16 protein-coding genes are annotated in these 18,240 nt (G+C 69.7%); 8 read left to right on the plus strand and 8 right to left on the minus strand.

The genetic code is table 11. The features are described 5' to 3' along the window. Positions 1–150: 150 nt before the first annotated feature. A complete protein-coding gene (locus ACSQ14_RS11680; RefSeq protein ID WP_436012860.1) occupies positions 151–1,164 on the plus strand; it encodes an NAD-dependent epimerase in 1,014 nt (337 codons plus the stop codon). A 26-nt stretch (positions 1,165–1,190) separates the two neighbouring features. Here the strand turns inward: ACSQ14_RS11680 and ACSQ14_RS11685 are convergent, their stop codons facing one another. From ACSQ14_RS11685 to ACSQ14_RS11700, 4 genes are all read right to left on the minus strand, one after another. Then, positions 1,191–2,486, minus strand: a complete 1,296-nt coding sequence (locus ACSQ14_RS11685; RefSeq protein WP_436012862.1) for a nucleotide sugar dehydrogenase — start codon at positions 2,484–2,486, stop codon at positions 1,191–1,193. A 135-nt stretch (positions 2,487–2,621) separates the two neighbouring features. Next, on the minus strand, positions 2,622–3,485 hold the full coding sequence (locus tag ACSQ14_RS11690) for a flagellin (protein WP_436012864.1): 864 nt from the start codon (positions 3,483–3,485) through the stop codon (positions 2,622–2,624). A 248-nt stretch (positions 3,486–3,733) separates the two neighbouring features. Further along, positions 3,734–4,252 (minus strand): TadE/TadG family type IV pilus assembly protein, encoded by a 519-nt coding sequence (locus ACSQ14_RS11695; RefSeq protein ID WP_436012866.1) that lies wholly within the window; start codon positions 4,250–4,252, stop codon positions 3,734–3,736. After that, on the minus strand, positions 4,249–4,758 hold the full coding sequence (locus tag ACSQ14_RS11700) for a TadE/TadG family type IV pilus assembly protein (protein WP_436012868.1): 510 nt from the start codon (positions 4,756–4,758) through the stop codon (positions 4,249–4,251). The genes ACSQ14_RS11695 and ACSQ14_RS11700 overlap by 4 nt, the downstream gene beginning before the upstream one ends. A 117-nt stretch (positions 4,759–4,875) precedes the next feature. Here ACSQ14_RS11700 and ACSQ14_RS11705 point away from each other — a divergent pair, with 117 nt between their 5' ends. Together ACSQ14_RS11705 and ACSQ14_RS11710 are read left to right on the plus strand one after the other, a co-directional pair. After that, entirely contained in the window at positions 4,876–6,483 is a 1,608-nt protein-coding gene (locus tag ACSQ14_RS11705) for a pilus assembly protein (RefSeq protein ID WP_436012870.1), read from the plus strand. A 131-nt stretch (positions 6,484–6,614) separates the two neighbouring features. Then, complete coding sequence (locus ACSQ14_RS11710; protein WP_436012872.1) at positions 6,615–7,955, plus strand: aminotransferase class I/II-fold pyridoxal phosphate-dependent enzyme; 1,341 nt, start codon at positions 6,615–6,617, stop codon at positions 7,953–7,955. Positions 7,956–7,967: 12 nt separating this feature from the next. Here the strand turns inward: ACSQ14_RS11710 and ACSQ14_RS11715 are convergent, their stop codons facing one another. Beyond that, a complete protein-coding gene (locus ACSQ14_RS11715) occupies positions 7,968–8,456 on the minus strand; it encodes a response regulator (RefSeq protein WP_436012874.1) in 489 nt (162 codons plus the stop codon). Between the two features lie 175 nt (positions 8,457–8,631). Further along, a complete protein-coding gene (locus ACSQ14_RS11720; protein ID WP_436012876.1) occupies positions 8,632–9,015 on the minus strand; it encodes a hypothetical protein in 384 nt (127 codons plus the stop codon). 90 nt (positions 9,016–9,105) lie between these two features. On the opposite strand from ACSQ14_RS11720, the gene ACSQ14_RS11725 reads away from it, so the two are divergent. Beyond that, positions 9,106–9,423 carry a hypothetical protein gene (locus ACSQ14_RS11725; RefSeq protein ID WP_436012878.1) on the plus strand — a complete coding sequence of 106 codons (318 nt, stop codon included), beginning with the start codon at positions 9,106–9,108 and terminating at the stop codon, positions 9,421–9,423. Between the two features lie 119 nt (positions 9,424–9,542). Here ACSQ14_RS11725 and ACSQ14_RS11730 read toward each other — a convergent pair whose 3' ends face one another. Further along, a complete protein-coding gene (locus ACSQ14_RS11730; RefSeq protein WP_436012880.1) occupies positions 9,543–11,366 on the minus strand; it encodes a transglycosylase domain-containing protein in 1,824 nt (607 codons plus the stop codon). A gap of 224 nt (positions 11,367–11,590) precedes the next feature. On the opposite strand from ACSQ14_RS11730, the gene ACSQ14_RS11735 reads away from it, so the two are divergent. The 3 genes from ACSQ14_RS11735 (at position 11,591) to ACSQ14_RS11745 (ending at position 15,301) form a co-directional block, all read left to right on the plus strand. After that, positions 11,591–12,595, plus strand: coding sequence for a class 1 fructose-bisphosphatase (locus ACSQ14_RS11735; RefSeq protein ID WP_436012882.1), 1,005 nt, complete (start codon positions 11,591–11,593; stop codon positions 12,593–12,595). Between the two features lie 115 nt (positions 12,596–12,710). Then, positions 12,711–13,850: a glycosyltransferase family 2 protein gene (locus ACSQ14_RS11740; RefSeq protein ID WP_436012884.1), complete on the plus strand. Its 1,140-nt coding sequence runs from the start codon at positions 12,711–12,713 to the stop codon at positions 13,848–13,850. Then, positions 13,847–15,301 (plus strand): ArnT family glycosyltransferase, encoded by a 1,455-nt coding sequence (locus tag ACSQ14_RS11745; RefSeq protein WP_436012886.1) that lies wholly within the window; start codon positions 13,847–13,849, stop codon positions 15,299–15,301. The genes ACSQ14_RS11740 and ACSQ14_RS11745 overlap by 4 nt, the downstream gene beginning before the upstream one ends. A gap of 173 nt (positions 15,302–15,474) precedes the next feature. Here the strand turns inward: ACSQ14_RS11745 and ACSQ14_RS11750 are convergent, their stop codons facing one another. After that, a complete protein-coding gene (locus tag ACSQ14_RS11750) occupies positions 15,475–16,581 on the minus strand; it encodes an AGE family epimerase/isomerase (RefSeq protein ID WP_436012888.1) in 1,107 nt (368 codons plus the stop codon). A gap of 174 nt (positions 16,582–16,755) precedes the next feature. Here ACSQ14_RS11750 and ACSQ14_RS11755 point away from each other — a divergent pair, with 174 nt between their 5' ends. Continuing rightward, positions 16,756–18,174, plus strand: a complete 1,419-nt coding sequence (locus ACSQ14_RS11755) for a mannose-1-phosphate guanylyltransferase/mannose-6-phosphate isomerase (protein ID WP_436012890.1) — start codon at positions 16,756–16,758, stop codon at positions 18,172–18,174. The last annotated feature ends 66 nt before the right edge of the window (positions 18,175–18,240 follow it).

Here is an 18,240-nt window from a genome sequence, read left to right on the forward strand (position 1 = left end):
CAAATACCCTGCAGACCGCGAGCCGAACCCCAGTGAGCGAGAACGCTTCACGTGCGGTTTGGATCAGCGGGCTCGTTCACGTACGCTCGACCCAGCGTGCCGACCGCGTACCCCATACGGCCCGGCTGTGTCACTATCCACGAGGCGAATATGAGCATCTTGCTCACCGGATCGGCAGGATTCATCGGTTTCCACCTCAGCCGCCGCCTGCTGGAGCGCGGCGACGAGGTGGTCGGCGTCGATTCGCTGAACCCCTATTACGACCCGGCGCTGAAGGCCGCGCGGCTGGCTATCCTTGAGGGCTACCCGGGCTACCGGCACGCCAAGATCGACCTCGCCGACCGCGACGCCATGGCGGCCCTGTTCGCCGAGAGCCGGCCGACTGCGGTCGTCAACCTCGCGGCCCAGGCCGGCGTCCGCTACAGCCTGGAGAAGCCCGAGGCCTATGTGGACTCCAACGTCGTGGGGTTCCTCAACGTGCTGGAGGGGTGCCGCGCGGTGCAGCCGAAGCACCTCGTCTACGCCTCCACCAGCTCGGTCTACGGGGCCAACGGCAAGCTGCCGTTCAACGTCCACGACGCCGCCACCCATCCCATCACCCTCTACGCCGCGACCAAGCTGGCGAACGAGTCGATGGCCCACTCCTATTCGCACCTGTTCGGCGTGCCCTCGACGGGCTTCCGCTTCTTCACCGTCTACGGGCCGTGGGGCCGCCCGGATATGGCGCTGTTCAAGTTCACCCAGGCGATCCTCGAAGGCCGGCCGATCGACGTCTACGGCGAGGGCCGGATGCAGCGCGACTTCACCTATGTCGACGACATCGTCGACGGCCTGGTCGCGGCGATCGACCGGCCGGCGATGGTCAATCCTGCCTGGAACCCCGAGGCCCCGGACCCGGCGACCAGCGGCGTGGCGCCCTGGCGGGTGCTGAACCTGGGCGCCGCGCGCCGGATCGAGCTGATGCGCTACATCGAGGTGCTGGAGGAGAAGCTGGGCCAGAAGGCCGAGCTCAACCTGATGCCGATGCAGCCGGGCGACGTGGCGCGCACCGAGGCCGACGTCGAGGAGACCCGCCAGGCGCTCGACTATGCGCCGAAGACCCCGGTCGAGGTCGGCGTCGGCCGCTTCGTCGACTGGTACCTGGACTACTACGGCCGCCGCTGACGGCGCGGCGGCCCCCGCCCCCGGACCTATAGCCGCAGGTCGGCGACCGCGGTGGGCAGCAGCCCCTTGACGTCGAACAGCACCGCGCCCGGCTTGCCCAGCGCGCGGATGCGTTCGGCCCCCAGTTCGGCGAACTCGCGGTGGGCCACCGCCAGCACGATGGCGTCGTAGGCCCCTGCCCCATCCGCCGGCGCGTCGATCAGCTCCAGGCCGTACTCGTGGCGCGCATCGGCCGGCGCGATCCAGGGATCCCAGACCTCGACCTGGGCCTGGTAGTCGGTCAGCTCCCGGACGATGTCGATCACCCGGGTGTTGCGCAGGTCGGGGGTGTTTTCCTTGAAGGCCAGCCCCATCACCAGCACGCGGGCGCCGTTGACGCTCGAGCCGCGGCGGATCAGCTCCTTGATCAGCTCGCGGGCGATATAGCCGCCCATGCCGTCGTTGATCCGCCGCCCGGCCAGGATCACCTCCGGGTGGTAGCCCAGCGCCTCGGCCTTGTGGGTCAGGTAGTAGGGGTCGACACCGATGCAGTGGCCGCCGACCAGGCCCGGGCGGAAGTTCAGGAAGTTCCACTTGGTGCCGGCGGCCTGCAGCACCTCCTGGGTGTCGATCCCCAGCCGGTGGAAGATCAGCGCGAACTCGTTGATCAGGGCGATGTTCAGGTCGCGCTGGGTGTTCTCGATCACCTTCGCCGCCTCGGCGACCTTGATCGAGCTCGCCCGGTGGGTGCCGGCGGTGACGATCGCGGCGTAGAGCGCGTCGACGAAATCCGTGGCCTCCGGCGTCGAGCCCGCCGTCACCTTGATGATGTTCGCCAGCCGGTGCTGCGGGTCGCCCGGATTGGCCCGCTCGGGGCTGTAGCCCGCGAAGAAGTCGCGGTTGAAGGTCAGGCCCGAGACCTGCTCGACGACCGGCACGCAGTCGTCTTCGGTCGCGCCGGGATAGACGGTGCTCTCATAGATCACCACGCCGCCCGGCTGGATCGCCCGGCCGACCGTGCGGCTGGCGGCCAGCAGCGCCGACAGATCGGGGCGCTTGTAGGCGTCGATCGGCGTCGGGACGGTGACGATGAAGACGTTGCAGCCGGCGAGATCGGCCGCGTCGGCGGTGACGCTCAGCCGGGTCGCCGCGGCCAGCTCCTCGGCCGAGACCTCCAGCGTGCGGTCGTGCCCGGCCCGCAGTTCGGCGGCGCGCTCAGGATTGAGGTCGAAGCCCACCACCTCGTGCTCGGCGGCGAAGGCCACCGCCAGCGGCAGCCCCACATAGCCCAGGCCGAGCACCGCGATCTTGGCGGGCGTCCGGGTGAAAGGGTTCTGCAGCATCGGGCTCTCGGCGGGTTTCGACGGAGCCGCTGACTAGCACGCTTCGCCGGCGAAGCGGAAAAAGCGAACGCCGGCGATGGGGCTGCCACCGCCGGCGCTGCGGAAGGGGCGGGCCGCAGGGCCCGCCGCTCAGTCTTAGCCGCGGAACAGGGACATCAGCGTCCCCGACGACTGGTTGGCGATCGATAGCGCCTGGACGCCAAGCTGCTGCTTGGTCTGCAGCGCCTGCAGCCTTGCGCTTTCCTTCGCCAGGTCCGCGTCCACCAGGTTGCCGACGCCGGCGTCCAGGGTGTCCTGCAGCTTGCCGACGAAGTTCAGGTGGGCGTTCAGCGACTTCGAGCCGGTGCCGAGCTTCGACAGCGCGCTGGAGACCTGGATGATCGCCGCGTTGACGGTGGCGATCATGTTCTGCGCCATCGTCTGAGTGGCGATCGACGAGGTGTCGTCGATCGTGCCGCCGCCCACGGCGTCGGTCAGCGCCGCCGAGCCCAGCGACAGGTCCTGCGCCTGCACGGTGATGAACTGATTGCCGTCGGCGTTGGCCAGCGCCATCACCGTCGTCGGCTGCGAGGCGGTCGCCTTGATCATGTTGGCGCCGTTGAACTCGGCGTTGTCGACGGCCTTCTGGATCTGGTCGCGAAGCGACTTGAAGTCGTCGTTCAGCGCGATCCGGCTGTTGGTGTCGAGCGTCGTGTCCGAGGCCGAAAGCGCCTTGGCCTTCATCTGCAGCAGCAGGTCGGAGATGCTCTCGCCGGCGGCGATCGCCACGTCGACGGTCGACGAGCCGCGTTGCAGCGACTCCTTCACCGAATCCAGGGATTGCGAGGTGGCGCGCTGGTTCTGGGCGATGGCCCAGATGGCGCCATTGTCCTTGGCCGAACCGACTTTCAGGCCGGTGTTGATCCGGTCCTGGGTGGTCGCCAGAGCAGTGTTGGTGCTGTTGAGATTTTGCAGCGCAACCATGGCGCCGACATTGGTATTCACGCTGTTCATAGGCATGAACCGCACTCCTTCTTTCAAGGTATTCGGCTGTCATTTTGACGGCCGGGGGCATTTTGCCCGCCAAGCACGGCGCAATTGCCGGGCCAGTCGGCGCCACCCCCGAAAGAAACGAGTCGTAGATTGAATCTATTGGTGTTTTCCAAACCCAGCCCCTGCGCCACCGAGATCGTAGCCGCCGCAACTCGGCAGGAAGCGCCGGTCCGCGGCAGGTTTTGCCCGGCAGAGCCTTCCACCGCGCCGTGCGGTCAGGGGCCGAGGACTTGGTTCGAGAGCCGCGGCCGCAGATAGGCGTCCTTCCCCATCTTCACCGAAGGCGACATCGCCAGCCCGAACATCGCTTTGTGCTCGTAGGCGACATTGGCGACGATCACGCTCTCGCTGGCCGCAAGGTAGCCCTTTGGAACGGTCGCCTGGCCCGCCGCCGTCCAGTTGCGCGATCGGGTCCAGTCCTGCGTCACCTTGCCGGAACTGTCGGTGGAGAAGCTTGAAATCCGCACGCTCAGCCGATCGGCCGGGAACGGCGCGATCATCAACCCGCCCGCCTTCAGGATGTCGTCCACTTCAGCCTGGGTGACGGCGCGCTTCTGGGCGGTGAGATCGGCCAGGGCGGCGGCGACGTGCGTGACCCGCCGGTGAGCCTCCCACGCCTGCACGAACTCGACCGAGCCGAAATGGAAGAGGATCAGGATCGGCGCGATCAGGCCGAACTCCAACGCCGCCGCGCCGCGCTCGCAGCGCCCGAAGCTCTGCAGCCGGCGGATCATGCGTAGGGCTCGTTGCGGAAGACCGCGCGCGCGTCGATCAACGCTTCGCTCGGTTCCGAGAGGCGGAAGCCGCCAGCGTACATCGGCAGGATCAGCGGCCAGCGATAGGTCGCGCGCACCAGAATGATCGCGCCCGGTCCGCCGATATCGTACTGGCCCGTCGGCGTCGCATTCGCAACGGCTTCGGCGGCGGCGAAGTCGGTGACCTTCTGCACGCTGATCGCGAGCCGGTCGCGGCACTTGTCGCGCTCATCGATCATGACCTCGCAGATCGCGTCCTCGAACGCGTCGGCGCCCACCGGTCGGTCGGCCGCGCCGGTGCGGATCTTCCGCGTCGTCGACATCACCGCCGCGTCGAGGTTGGTCGACATCAGCTCCAGCATGCCGATCTGGATCGTGCCGATCATCAGCGCGATGACCATCGGCGAGACGAGCGCGAACTCCAACGCCGCCACCCCGTCTTCGCTGCGCTTGAACGTTCGCCAGATCGGCGATTTCGCCTGCATCCACTCCATGCGGACACGATTTAATCAAGTAGATCGAAGAAATCGTTACAACCTAAAATAGGCATGTTAACCAACACATCTCAACGGCGCTTAACCCTGCCTGCCAATGATCGCGGCATGCTCCCGATTACCTATGGCAGGACGATGAAAGAACTGCTCTCCGCGGCGCGCCGCCGGGGAATTCGCGCCGACGACCGCGGCAACGTCGCCATGATGACCGCGCTCGCCATGGTTCCGCTGGCTGTGGCGTCGCTCGGCGCGGTCGACCTGACCCGCGCCGTCGCCGCGCGTGTAGAGTTGCAGGACGCGCTCGACGCCGCCGCCCTGGCGGCCGGCCGCAGCAGCACCCAGGACGCCGCCGAGCTCGACCGCATCGGCAAGCGCATCCTGCAGCAGAACCTGACCGCGGGCAGCGACCTCGCCATCGGGGGCTCGTCCTTCAAGTTCGGGGAGGACGGCCGAATCCTGGCGTCCGCCCAGGCGACCTTCCAGCCGCTGCTCGGCGGCCTCGGCGGCGACGGTCAGGTTAACGTCGACACGGAAGTGAAGCGCGCCAACAGCATCCTCGAGATCGCGCTCGTGCTCGACAACACCAAGTCGATGGACAGCAACAACAAGATCGCCAACCTGCGGACCGCGGCCACCAAGTTCGTCGAGGTGATGAAGAAGGCGGCGGACCAGAGCACGACCCCGAAGTCGATCCAGATCTCCCTGGTGCCGTTCTCGAACACCGTGCGCGTCGGCTCGACCTATCGCAACGCGGCCTGGATGGACCAGAACGGCGCCTCGCCGCTCAACGACGAGATCTTCACCACCGCCCAGGGCGTGACCCAGAAGGGCAACCGCTGGACCTATTTCGACAAGATCGATCGGTGGCGCGGCTGCGTCGAGATGCGCAAGGCGCCCTACGACGTCGAGGCCGAGCCCCCGAGCGCCAGCACGCCCGCCACCCTGTTCACGCCGATGTTCGCGCCGGACGAATGGGACGGCACCGGCAACGACTACCTCGACGACCCCCGAGATTCGAAGGGCAAGCGCCTGAGCGATTGGTGGAAGGCCCAGGGCGACATTGCAAAGTACACGACCAAGACGCCGAAGGTGACCATCAACAGCGAAGCCGGCCCCAACGCCGGCTGCGGGTTGCAGGAGATTCAGCGCCTGACGACCGAGTTCAGCTCGCTGACCACGTCGATCGGCAACATGAAGACGCAGGGCGAAACCAACATCCCCAATGGCCTGCTGTGGGGGTGGCTGACGCTGTCGCCCAACGCGCCCTTTTCGGACGGCGTACCCTACCTCAAGCCCAAGCACCGCAAGGTCGTCGTGCTGATGACCGACGGCGACAACACCATGCTGACCAACGAGCGCAGCAGCTGGGACAACGACACCAAGAACAACTCAACCTATTCGGCGGCCGGCTTCGTCTGGCAGGGACGCATCCTCAAGAGCGACGGCGCGACGGCGCTCAAGAACATCAGCAGCGATGACGATGAGCGCACCGCGACCCTCGACAGCCGCATGAAGCTGCTCTGCGCCAACATGAAGAAGGCCAACGTGGGCATCGAGATCTACACGGTGGGCGTGGGGGTCTCGGACAGCGCCAAGAAGCTGCTCAAGGAGTGCGCCTCCGGCGACGACCACTATTTCGACGTCAAGGGCGCCGACATGACCGCGGCGTTCCAGAGCGTCGCCAACCAGATCTCCCAGCTGCACCTCGCGAAGTAGGCGACGCCCGTTTCCCTATGCAACGCATACGGTAAATCGGCGCTAACCCTACACGTTCCGGATGTACACCTCGCACTAAGGCCTATCTGCGACAGTCGCGGAAACAAGCCCAACAAGGTGGGGGCCTACAGATGCTCAAGGGCACGTTCAACTACACGCCGCCAGCGGCGCTGGCCGGCAGCGCGCGGGACTACCGCTATCCGCGCGGCGCCGACCTGCAGGGTCGGATCGAGGGGTTCTACAAGTGGCAGAACCTCCGTCGCCAGCACGGGCTATGGCCGTTCTCGCGCTCGACCGACGAGAGCCCGGCGACCGTCATCGCCGCGCGCGACGACGCCGGCGGGCGCTTCCGCGGCGTGAACTTCGCCAGCGAGGACTACCTGAACCTCGGCTCGCATCCGGCGCTCAAGCAGGTCGCCCATGAGGTGATTGATCAGTTCGGCCTGCACAGCGCAGGCTCCGCCGCCATGCTGGGGGCCACGGCCCATTCGGTGCAGCTGGAGCGGACGATCGCCGACTTCCTCGGCGCCGCCGAGGCGATCCTCTTCCCCACTGGCTGGGCCGCCGCCTACGGCGCGGTGAAGGGCCTGGTGCGGCCGACCGACCATGTGCTGCTCGACGTCCTGACCCACGCCTCGCTGAAGGAAGGCGCGGCGGCGGCGACCAACAACGTCTACCTGTTCCGTCACAACAGCCTCGAAGACTGCCGCGGCTGGCTGCAGAAGATCCGTTCCAAGGACCCGCAGAACGGGATTCTCGTCGCCACCGAGAGCCTGTTCTCGATGGACTCCGACACGCCCGACCTGCGGGCGATGCAGGCGCTGTGCGACGAGTTCAACGCCACCCTGCTGGTCGACGTCGCTCACGACCTCGGCGCGCTCGGCCCCGGCGGCCACGGCGCGCTCGGCGCCCAGGGCATGGTCGGCAAGGTCGACCTGGTGATGGGCAGCTTCTCCAAAACCTTCGGCGCGAACGGCGGCTTCGTCGCCTGCCGCAGCCGCGAGGTGAAGGAGTATCTGCGCTTCTTCGCCCCGACCTGCGCCCACTCCAGCGCCCTGTCGCCGATCCAGGCCGCGACCGTGATGAGGGCCTTCGAGATCGTCGCCAGTCCGGAAGGCGACGCCCTGCGCGAACAATTGATGGGCGCCGTCGAAAGCCTGCGCCGGCAGCTGACCGACGCCGGCTTCGAGGTCTATGGCGAACCGTCGGGCGTGGTCTGCGTCAAGGTCGGGCTCGAGGGCCTGGCCCGGCTGATCGCCCGCCGGCTGCCCGACGCCGGGCTGATCGCCAACCTGGTGGAGTTCCCGGCGGTGCCGAAGAACCAGGCGCGCCTGCGCCTGCAGGTGATGGCCAACCACAGCGAGGAAAACGTTCGCGACGCCGTCGCCGCGCTGAAGACGGCCTACGCCGCCGGCTGCGAGGAGTTCGACTGGCTCGGCAGCGAGCGCGAGAAGCTGCGGGTCAACGGCTAGAAATTTTCCGGCTCAATCCCGACGGGCGCGGCGCTCGGTCCCGTTGTAGGCGCTGTCGTCGCGCCGGCGGCGGTCGGGACCGACGTAGTCGGCCGCGCGGACGAACGGGCGCGGCTGGAAAATCAGCGCCTCCACCCGCTTGAGCAGGCCGGCGACGGTGAAGGGTTTGGCGAGGAACTCGTTGACCCCGGCGTCGCGCGCCGCGCGCACCAGCTGGGCGTCGGCGTGCCCGGTCAGCATCAGCAGCGCCACGAACGGATTCGGGCTCGCCGGATCGTGGCGGATGCGGCGGGCGAGCGCGATGCCCTCCCCGCCCTCGCCGAGATTCTGATCGAGAAACACCAGGTCGATCGGCTCGCTGCGCATCAGCTCGAAGGCGTCATGCGCGCTCACCGCGTGGCGAATCTCCCGCGCGCCGGCGCTGGCGAGCACCGCCTTGATCAGCTCCCGCGCCTGGCGGTTGTCGTCGACCACAAGGATGCGAACTGCGCCGAGATCCATCGCCCGCCGGCTCCAAAGCTCTACCCGCCGCGGCGCGCTCTGCAGCGGTCGCGACAGTTCGGCTTACGGCGCGCGCCCGCGGCGCACCACTACCTGTCGCGCGCAGCCGCTCACGGACACCTAAGAGTTGCAGATTCGCCCAAATCTCCCGCGCCAAGCGAAGGGGCGCAGGGGGTCACTTGCCGCGGCCGGACTTCCGCTGCGAGATCGCGACCGCCGCGACGCCGGCCAGCGCGACGGCCAAAAGCGCCGCACCGGTGGTCGCCCGCGAGCTCGGGCGGACCATAAATCTGTGGAAACTTTCGCCGTCCGCGCCCCACCAGGCGCCGCTCGGTTTGTGGAATCCGTTGCGCTTGAAACTCCAGGCGGCTTCGCGTGCGAGGTCGGCCGCCTCTGAGGCGGTGCGCCGAGTCGCGACGATTTCCACCTCGGGTTCGGTCTCGCGCGGGTCCTCGCTGAGCCGCCAACTTTGGCGAGATACGGTAAAGGCGCGACCAAGCGACGCCTTGCGCGATTGCCGGTGACGCGCATTGAGGAAGCGGTCGAACGAAGCGCTCATTCGGGATAGCTCTTTTGGCGTGCGGCGCTCATAACGCATGAAGCACGCAGCGGACCCCTCGCCCTTTCGTTCAGCTGCGTTGGAGTACCCATGAGAGAATTCGTCGACCTAAGTGGCGCTTCCGGAACCTTCTACCGATTCCGCATCTGGCCGGAGGGTGGAACCCATCCGCCGATCGCCGGCAACTACATCGTGCTTCGCGACGACGCGAACGGCGTGAAGGTGTTGCTGGCCGGCGTCACCAGCGATCTGTCGCAGGCCGCCAATGAGGCCAAGAAGGCGATGGCCAAGACGCCTGACGCCCGGCTCTACACCCGGCTGAACGTCGCGCGCGCAGTGCGCACCGCCGAGCACGAAGACATCGTCGCCGAACACCGGCCCGCAGTGCTCAGCGCCGGCGAGCGCTGAGTCTCGCTCGTCCCCGCGCAAGCGGGGACCCCAAGCGCTTTCGCTCGGGCGCGCGCCGTTTCCACCGAACATGACGGACAGCCCGGCTCCCCGCGCTCGCGGGGACGCACGGTGCGTGGTCAGCCGACCGGAACGGCCGCCGGCTGCTGCGGCGCGAACGGCGCGGCGATCGCCGGCGTCAGCACCGGCTCCAGCGGAGCCATGACCGGCGGCGGCGGGCCCGGCGGGATGGCGCTGGTCGGCAGCCGCTTGAACCCGGTGGTCATCACCCCGCGCCACAGCTCGGCGGGCGCCGAGCCGCCGGTGATCCGGCCCATCGGCGAATTGTCGTCACGGCCCATCCAGACCACGGTGGCGAGGTTGCCGGTGAAGCCGCAGAACCAGGCGTCGCGGTAGTCCGAGGTGGTGCCGGTCTTGCCGGCCACGTCGCGGCCGGGAATCGCCGCCCGCACGCCGGTGCCCGACGCCATCACCGCCCGCAGCATCTGATTGAGCTCGCCGAGCGGCGGGTTGCCGATCACCTGCACCGGAGCCTGCGCCCGACGCTGCCAGACCACGGCGCCGCCGGTCGTGCGGATCCGCTCCAGCCCGTAGGCCGCGACCCGCTGGCCGCCGTTGGCGAAGACGGCGTAGGCCTGGGCCATCTCCAACGGCGACACCTGGGCGACGCCCAGCGCCATTGCCGGGTCGGTGGTCACCGGCGAGGCGACCCCCAGCCGGCGCGCCGTCGCCGCCACATTGTTGCGCCCGACCTGGTCAGCGAGGCCCGCGGCCACCGTGTTCACCGAGCGCGCCAGCGCCTGCTGCAGAGTGATCGGACCGAGATAGCCCTCGTCGTAGTTGCGCGGCGACCATGTCCCGATCGTCAGCGGCGCGTCGACCACCAGCGTCTCGGGCGTCATCCCGGCTTCCAGGGCTGTGAGGTAGACGAACGGCTTCCAGGCCGAGCCGGCCTGGCGACGGGCGGCGACAGCGCGGTTGTAGGGGCTGGCCTCGTGGCTCGCGCCGCCGACCAGGGCGCGCACCCGCCCCTGCCCGTCCACCGCGACCACCGCGACCTGACCGGCGCCCTGCTTGGCGTATTGCGTCACCGTGGCCCGCGCCGCCTGGGCCGCGGCGGCCTCCAGCGGCGCATCCAGGGTGGTCTCGACCACCAGGTCCTGTTTCGGTTGGCCGACCAGTCGGCGAGTCTCGCCGTCGACCCAATCGAGGAAGTACTGCGCCCCGTCGTTCGGCGCGGTCTTCCAGACCTTGGGCTTCTCGGCCAACGCCTTGGTCCGCTGGGCCGGGGTGATCGCCCCGGTCTCGACCATGGCGTCCAGCACCAGCCGCGAGCGTGCGGCCGAGGCCTCGGGGTGATCGGACGGGTCGTAGGCGACCGGCGACTTGGGGATCGCCGCCAGCATCGCCGCCTCGCGCAGGGTCAACTTCGCCGCCGGCTTGTTGAAGTAGCGCTGGGAGGCCGCCTCGATCCCGTAGGCGCCGGAGCCGAAGTAGATCCGGCTGAGGTAGAGGCCGAGGAGCTGCTGCTTGGAATAGGTCCGCTCCAGCTGGATCGCGTACAGCAGCTCGCTGCCCTTGCGCTGCAGGGTGCGGTCGGAGCTGAGGTAGAGGTTGCGCGCCAGCTGCTGGGTGATGGTCGAGGCGCCCTGGGCGGCGCGGCCACGCTCGATGTTGGTGACGATGGCCCGGGCAATGCCGCGCGCGTCGAAGCCGGTGTGCTCGTAGAAGCGCCGGTCCTCGATCGCCACGAAGGCGGCGGGCACGTAGGGCGGCAGCCGCGCCAGGTTGACCGGCGGCGCATAGCGGCCGCCGCGGACGCCGAGCACCGCGCCGGAGCGGTCCACATAGGTGATCTGCGCGTCGCGCTTGATCGGCGGAAGGTCGGGCAGTTCGGGCGCCGGCAGGCTGAGCGACAGGGCGGCGAGCGCGGCGGCGATCACGCGGGAACTTCCTCGATTGGGGGCAGGTTGCGGAGCGGCGACCCTCTTCTGTCGCGATCACGCGCAACGGCAAAGATAATTCGCTGTAATGCCGGCTGACTGGCCAAGGCGGGCCCCGCGTGCTTCAAGATCGCGCCGTCGCGTCGCGCGGAGCCTTGGCCACAAGCAGGTCGGGCCGCGGCCACCGCCTGATCCGCGCGCCGCACCTTGAGGAGACTGTTTCGATGCCTGTCACGCTTGGCCAGTATTTCGCGCAATCCGGCGCGGATCCGAGCCTCGTCGAACTGCTGCTGGCCGTCGCCGACGGTTGCGAACGAATCAGCGCGGCGGTTCGCCGCGGGGCAGTCGGTGGCATCCTGGGCGCGCTGGAGAGCGAGAACGTCCAGGGCGAAGTGCAGAAGAAGCTCGACGTCATCTCCAACGAGCTGCTGCTCGAAGCCTGCGCCCCGGCCTCGCGGCTGGTCGCCATGGGCTCCGAGGAGATGGACGGGATCTACGAAGTGCGAAAGGTCGGCCCGCAGGGCGGCTACCTGCTGCTGTTCGATCCGCTCGACGGCTCCAGCAACATCGACGTCAACGTCTCGATCGGCACCATCTTCTCGGTGCTGCCGGCGCCGACGGCGGCCGCCGAGCGCGATCCGACCGAGGCCGACTTCCTGCAGCCCGGCCGCAACCAGCTGGTCGCCGGCTATGTGGTCTATGGGCCGCAGACCACGCTGGTGCTGACGCTGCGCACCGGCGTGCGCGCCTTCACCCTGGATCCGGTGAGCGGCGACTGGCTCGAGGTCAACGAGGCGATCGCCATCCCACCCGAGACCAAGGAATTCTCGATCAACGCCTCGAACATGCGCCACTGGGCCGCCCCGGTGCGTCGCTACATCGACGAGTGCCTGGCCGGCGAGACCGGCCCGCGGGGCAAGAACTTCAACATGCGTTGGGTGGCGGCGATGGTCGCTGACGTCCACCGGATCATGATGCGCGGCGGCGTCTTCCTCTATCCGTGGGACGCGCGCGAGCCGAATCGCGCCGGCAAGCTGCGCCTGATGTACGAGGCCAATCCGATGGCCCTGCTGGTCGAACAGGCCGGCGGCGCGGCCTTCGACGGGTTCGGCGCGACGCTCGACTGCCAGCCAGTCTCGCTGCACCAGCGGGTCTCGGTGATGCTCGGCTCCAAGGCCGAGGTCGAGTACATCGCCCGGCTGCACGCCGAGGCGCTGCAGCCGGCCTGAGGTCCGCGCCAAGCAGAGAGGCGTTCGGCCGCCTCGACATCGCGTTCGTGTTGCGGTCATGTCCCGCCCGCGTCGGCCTTAAGGGCCGGCGCGCCTGACGCCCATGGAGGGTAACTTGCCGCAGCAGACCGCGGGCCACGCCAGCCGCCCGCAGGACGCCGCCAGCCCCGCCGGCCACGACCGCGGGCTGGAGCTCACGGTCGTCATCCCGACCTTCAACGAAGCGGCCAACGTCGCGCCGCTGATCCGCAAGCTCGACGCGGCGCTGCAGGGCGTCGCCTGGCAGGCGATCTTCGTCGACGACGATTCGCCGGACGGCACCGCCGGCGTGGTGAAGGCGATCGCCGCCCACGACAGCCGCATCGAATGCCTGCACCGGATCGGCCGCCGCGGCCTGGCCGGGGCGGTGATCGAAGGCGCCCTGGCCTCGGCTGCGCCCTACGTCGCGGTGATCGACGGCGACATGCAGCACGACGAGCGCCTGCTGCCGCAGATGCTCGACGCCCTGCGCGAGGACCGCGCCGAACTGGTGGTCGGCAGCCGCTACGTCGGCGGCGCCGACGCCGACGCCTCGGCGCTCGGCGCCACCCGCGAGGCCGGCAGCCGCTTCGCCAACTGGCTGGGCCAGAAGGTGCTGCGCGCGCCGCTGACCGACCCGATGAGCGGCTTCTTCATGCTGCGCCGCGAGCTGGTCGAACAGGTCGCGCCCAAGCTCGACACCGCCGGCTTCAAGGTCCTGTTCGACATCTTCGCCTGCCAGGACGAGCCGCCGCGGTTCATCGAGCTGCCCTACCAGTTCCGCGCCCGCGAGGCCGGTGACAGCAAGCTCGATAACGCCGTGGTGCTGCAGTACCTGGGCCTGCTCACCGCCAAGCTCACCCGCGACACGATCTCACCGCGCTTCCTGATGTTCGCCCTGGTCGGCGCGAGCGGCGTGATCGTCCACCTCGCCATCCTGCGCGGCCTGCTGCACGTCGGCTTCGCCGGCGCCCAGACCGCCGCGGCGGTCGGGGCGATGACCTCGAACTACCTGCTCAACAACACGATCACCTACCGCGACCGCCGCAAGCGTGGCGTCGGCCTGCTGGTCGGCTACGGCAAGTTCGTCGTGCTGTGCAGCGTGCCGCTGGCCGCCAACGTCGCCGTCGCCACCATGGTCTACGAGCGCGGCCCGGCCTGGTGGGTCGCCGGCATCGCCGGCGCCGTCGTCGCCGCCGCCTGGAACTACGTCACCACCTCCAAGGCCGTGTGGTGAGCCCCGACGCCGCCCGCACGCCCAGCCGCCTTTGGCTGATCGTCGCCGCGGTGACGGTCGTGCGGCTGCTCGCCGCCGCGGCGATCCCGCTGACCGAGGACGAGGCCTACTACCGGCTGTGGGCCCAGCACCTGCAGGCGGGCTACCTCGACCATCCGCCGATGATCGCCTGGTGGATCTGGCTCGGCCAGCTGGTCGCCGGCGACACCGCGCTCGGCGCGCGGCTGGTCCCGGCGCTGGCCACCGGCCTGACGACCTGGCTGGTCGGCGATCTCGCCCGCCGGCTCGACCTATCGCAGGCGACCGGAGAGCGCGCCGCCCTCTGGTACAACGCGACCTTCACCGTGGCGCTCGGCGGGCTGCTGGCCACGCCCGACACCCCGGCCTGCCTGTTCTGGACGCTCGCCGTCTGGTGCCTGGCCCGCCAGCACCAGAGCGGCGACGGCCGCTGGTGGCTCGGCGCCGGCGCGGCCGCCGGCCTCTCCTGCCTTTCCAAATACTCCGGCCTGTTCCTCGCGCCGGGCGTCTTCGTCTGGCTGCTGCTGGCGCCGGGCGGCCTGAAACAGCTGGCGAAGCCCTGGCCATGGCTCGCCGCCGTCGTCGCCGTGCTGGTGTTCGCGCCGAACGTGGTCTGGAACGCGGCCAACGACTGGATGACCTTCGAGAAGCAGTTCGGCCGCGTCGGCGCCAAGGCGCTGCACCTCGAGCGCGTGCCGGAGTTCCTGGTCACCCAGTTCCTGCTGCTCAACCCGATCATCGCCGTGCTGGCGGCCCGCGGCGTGGCCCGCGGCTGGAAGGCGCGCAGGACCGACCCTGACCTAGCGGTGCTGCTGCCGATCGCGGTGGCGGCGCCCTTTATCCTTTACCTCGCCGCCCACAGCCTGCACGCCCGGGTCCAGGGCCACTGGCCGGTGCCGGCCTTCGGGGCCCTGGTGATCTGCGCCGCCTACGCCGCCGAGCGCAGCCGCCCCTGGGTGCGCCGCGCGGTCCCGATCCTCGGCTTCGGCCTGTCGGCCCTGGCGCTGATCCACCTGGCGACGCCCTCCCCGCGGCTCGGCGATTCCGATCCGGCGCTGCACCTGCGCGCCTGGCCCGAGCTTTCCCAGGACCTCGAGACGATGCGGCTCGCCCAGGGCGCGACCTGGGTCGGGACGAAGAGTTACGGCGTCGCCGCCCAGCTCGACATCCCGGGCCGGATCCAGGCCCCGATCGTCCAGATTGCGGACCGCCAGCGCTACTTCGACTGGCAGAAGGGCGCCGACCTGACCGGTCCCGGCCTGGTGCTGGACCTCGCCCGCCGGACCAAGGCCGAGGACCTGCAGCGCTGCTTCGCCAAGGTGCAGCCGCTGGGCGTGCTCGACCGCGGCGACGGCCGCAGCCGCTGGACCCGCTACGCGGTGTTCCGGGTGGCGGGGCCGAAGGTGGACGTGCTGAAGGCCGGGTGTCCCTAGGCCACGAACTCACTGGCCCTTCTCCCCTTGCGGGAGAAGGTGGCCCGCGAAGCGGGTCGGATGAGGGGTTTCTCAGAACTCTCGGATCTGCGGCAAAGCTTTCGAGGCGGACGCGATCTTCGACCCCTCATCCGTCAGCCTCCGGCTGACACCTTCTCCGCAAGGGGAGAGACCTACAGGCCAGCCGCCCGCCGCAGCGGCAGGATCGCGCCCACGAGGTGATAGAACGAGGTCGCCGGGGCCGGCTCCTCGACGAAGCCGCCGTCGGCCCGCAGCTTGTCGCGCCAGGTCCCGCGTCGCGGGGTCTCCAGATAAAGCGCCAGCGCCTGCGCCGCGCGCAGCGCCTCGGCTTCGCCGCCGAACGCCAGCGCCGCCTTCAGATGTTCGGTCTGCGCCCAGAGGCGGGCCGTTTGCTCGCGCACGCCGAGGTCGGCCCATAGCGCGCCGGCCGCGACGCCGCGGGCGTCCACCCCGCGCAGCCCGGTCGCATACAGCCGCTCGGCCACCGCGCGAACCTCCGGCCGCCCCCGCGCCCGGCCCCAGCGGTTCAGCAGCCAGGCCCATTCGAACTGGTGGCCCGGCTCCAGCAGCCCGCCCGCCGCATCCGGCAGCGCGCGCCACTCGGCGTCGAAGAATTCGCGGATCGCGCCGCTCTCGGCGTCGATGAACCGGGCGAGCGCCAGCTCGGCGATCTCGTCGGCCAGCGCCGCCCAACCGGCCGCGCCGGTCTCCTCCCAGGCGAGCGCGGCTTCCAGCAGGTGCATGTGCGCGTTGGCCTGGAACGGCTGCGCGCCGGTCTCGCGAAAGCCGCCGGCGGGATGGCGCATCGGCGCCAGCGCCGTCCGCAGCGCCGCGGCGTCGGCTGCGCCTGCGCCCGCTTCGAGCCCCTCCAGCGCCGCCATGGCCAGCAGGGAGAAGGCCTGCTCGTACAACAAGGCGGCCGGATCGGTGATCTGGCCGTCGTCCGCCGCGGCGCGGGCGAAGAGGCCGTCCGGGCGCAGGTAGTGCGCGCGATAGAATCCGTAGGCCGCCTTGGCCTGCGCGCCATAGGCCGCGCCCAGCCCCGCGGCCGCCGCCGTGGCGTAGACCCAGACCTGCCGCGTCTGCACGCGCGCCCGCCTGGGCGCGGACCAGGGCTCGCCGGCCAGCGTCAGCGCCTCGCGGAAACTGCCGCGCGCGGAATCTCGGCCGGCGGCGGCCCAGAGCGGCAAGGCCGCCTCGACGAGCCAGGCGTCGTACCAGGCCGCGGCCGCGGCGAGGGTTGCGAAGGGGGCCGGCATGGCGCTCCGTAAGAAGGGTTCTGCGCCCTGATAGCCCGCGCCGCCGACCGCGGTCACCTCCCGCCGCACGCATCGGCTGTCATTCGACGGCGGCGCGGCTTCGCCAGAGGACTAAGTTGTGGCTATGAGTAGGCTCCAATGTTGCGCGTCAGGCGCAGACGGGGTGAGAAGCCTATGTCGGCGAAGATCTTTCCGGTGATCCTGTCGGGCGGTTCGGGCTCGCGGCTATGGCCGCTGTCGCGCGAGAGCTTCCCCAAACAGCTGCTGCCGCTGGCCGGCGAGCGCACCATGCTGCAGGACACCGCGCAGCGGGTCGCCGATCCGGCCCGGTTCCATCCGGTGACGGTGATCGCCAACGCCGAGCACCGCTTCGTCATCGCCGAGCAGTTGCGCGAGATCGGCCAGCGCCAGCCGACGATCGTGCTGGAGCCGGTCGCCCGCAACACCGCCCCGGCGGTCGCCGCCGCGGCGCTGATCGCCAGCCAGCAGGACCCCGACGCGCTGATCCTGGTGATGCCCGCCGACCACGCCGTGCCCGACGCCGCCGGCTTCCTGGCGGCGATCGACGCCGGCGTGCCAGCCGCCGAAGGCGGCGCGCTGGTGCTGTTCGGCATCCAGCCCGACAGCCCGGCGACCGGCTACGGCTACATCCGCGCCGGCGCGACCCTGACCGGCGCTGCGCACAAGGTCGACGCCTTCGTCGAGAAGCCGGACCTGGCGACCGCCGAGGGTTATCTGGCCGACGGCCGCTATTCCTGGAACAGCGGCATCTTCCTGCTGCCGGCCAAGTCGGTGATCGCCGAGCTGGAGACCCACGAACCGGCGGTGCTCGCCGCGGTGCGCGCCGCCCTCGACGCCGCCCAGCGCGACATGGATTTCCTGCGGCTCGATCCCGACGCCTTCGCCAAGAGCCCGTCGATCTCGATCGACTATGCGGTGATGGAGCGGACCGCCAAGGCCGCGGTCGTGCCCTCGACCTTCGCCTGGAGCGACGTCGGCGCCTGGTCGGCGCTGTGGAAGCTGGCCGGCAAGGACCTCGCCGACAATGTCGAGATCGGCGACGTGCTGACCGTCGACACCCGCGGCTCGTACCTGCGCACCGAGGGGCCGCTGATCGCCGCGGTCGGCGTCGAGGACCTGATCATCGTCGCCACCCCCGACGCCGTGCTGGTCGCCAACCGGCACAAGGACCAGGACGTGAAGACCGTCGTCGAGCGGTTGCGCGCGGCCAACCACGCCAGCGCGGTGCAGACCCGCCGGGTCTATCGCCCGTGGGGCTCCTACGAGGGCGTGTCCGAGGGCGAGCGGTTCCAGGTCAAGCGGATCACCGTCAACCCAGGGCACAAACTCTCGCTGCAGAAGCACTTCCACCGGGCCGAGCACTGGGTGGTGGTGAACGGGACGGCCGAGGTTCACCTCGACGGCGAGACCCGGCTGCTGGCCGAGAACGAGAGCATCTACATCCCGCTCGGCTCGACCCACCGGCTGGGCAATCCCGGCAAGGTGCCGCTCAACCTGATCGAGGTGCAGTCGGGAGCCTATCTCGGCGAGGACGACATCGTCCGCTTCGAGGACGCCTACGCGCGGGCGTGAGCCCGCCGCCTAGAGCCCTTCCCACTCGCGATGATCACGCGAGTGGATGAGCAGGCGGGACAGGAT

This window comes from Phenylobacterium sp. LjRoot219, from assembly GCF_964252995.1.
Classification (GTDB): domain Bacteria; phylum Pseudomonadota; class Alphaproteobacteria; order Caulobacterales; family Caulobacteraceae; genus Phenylobacterium.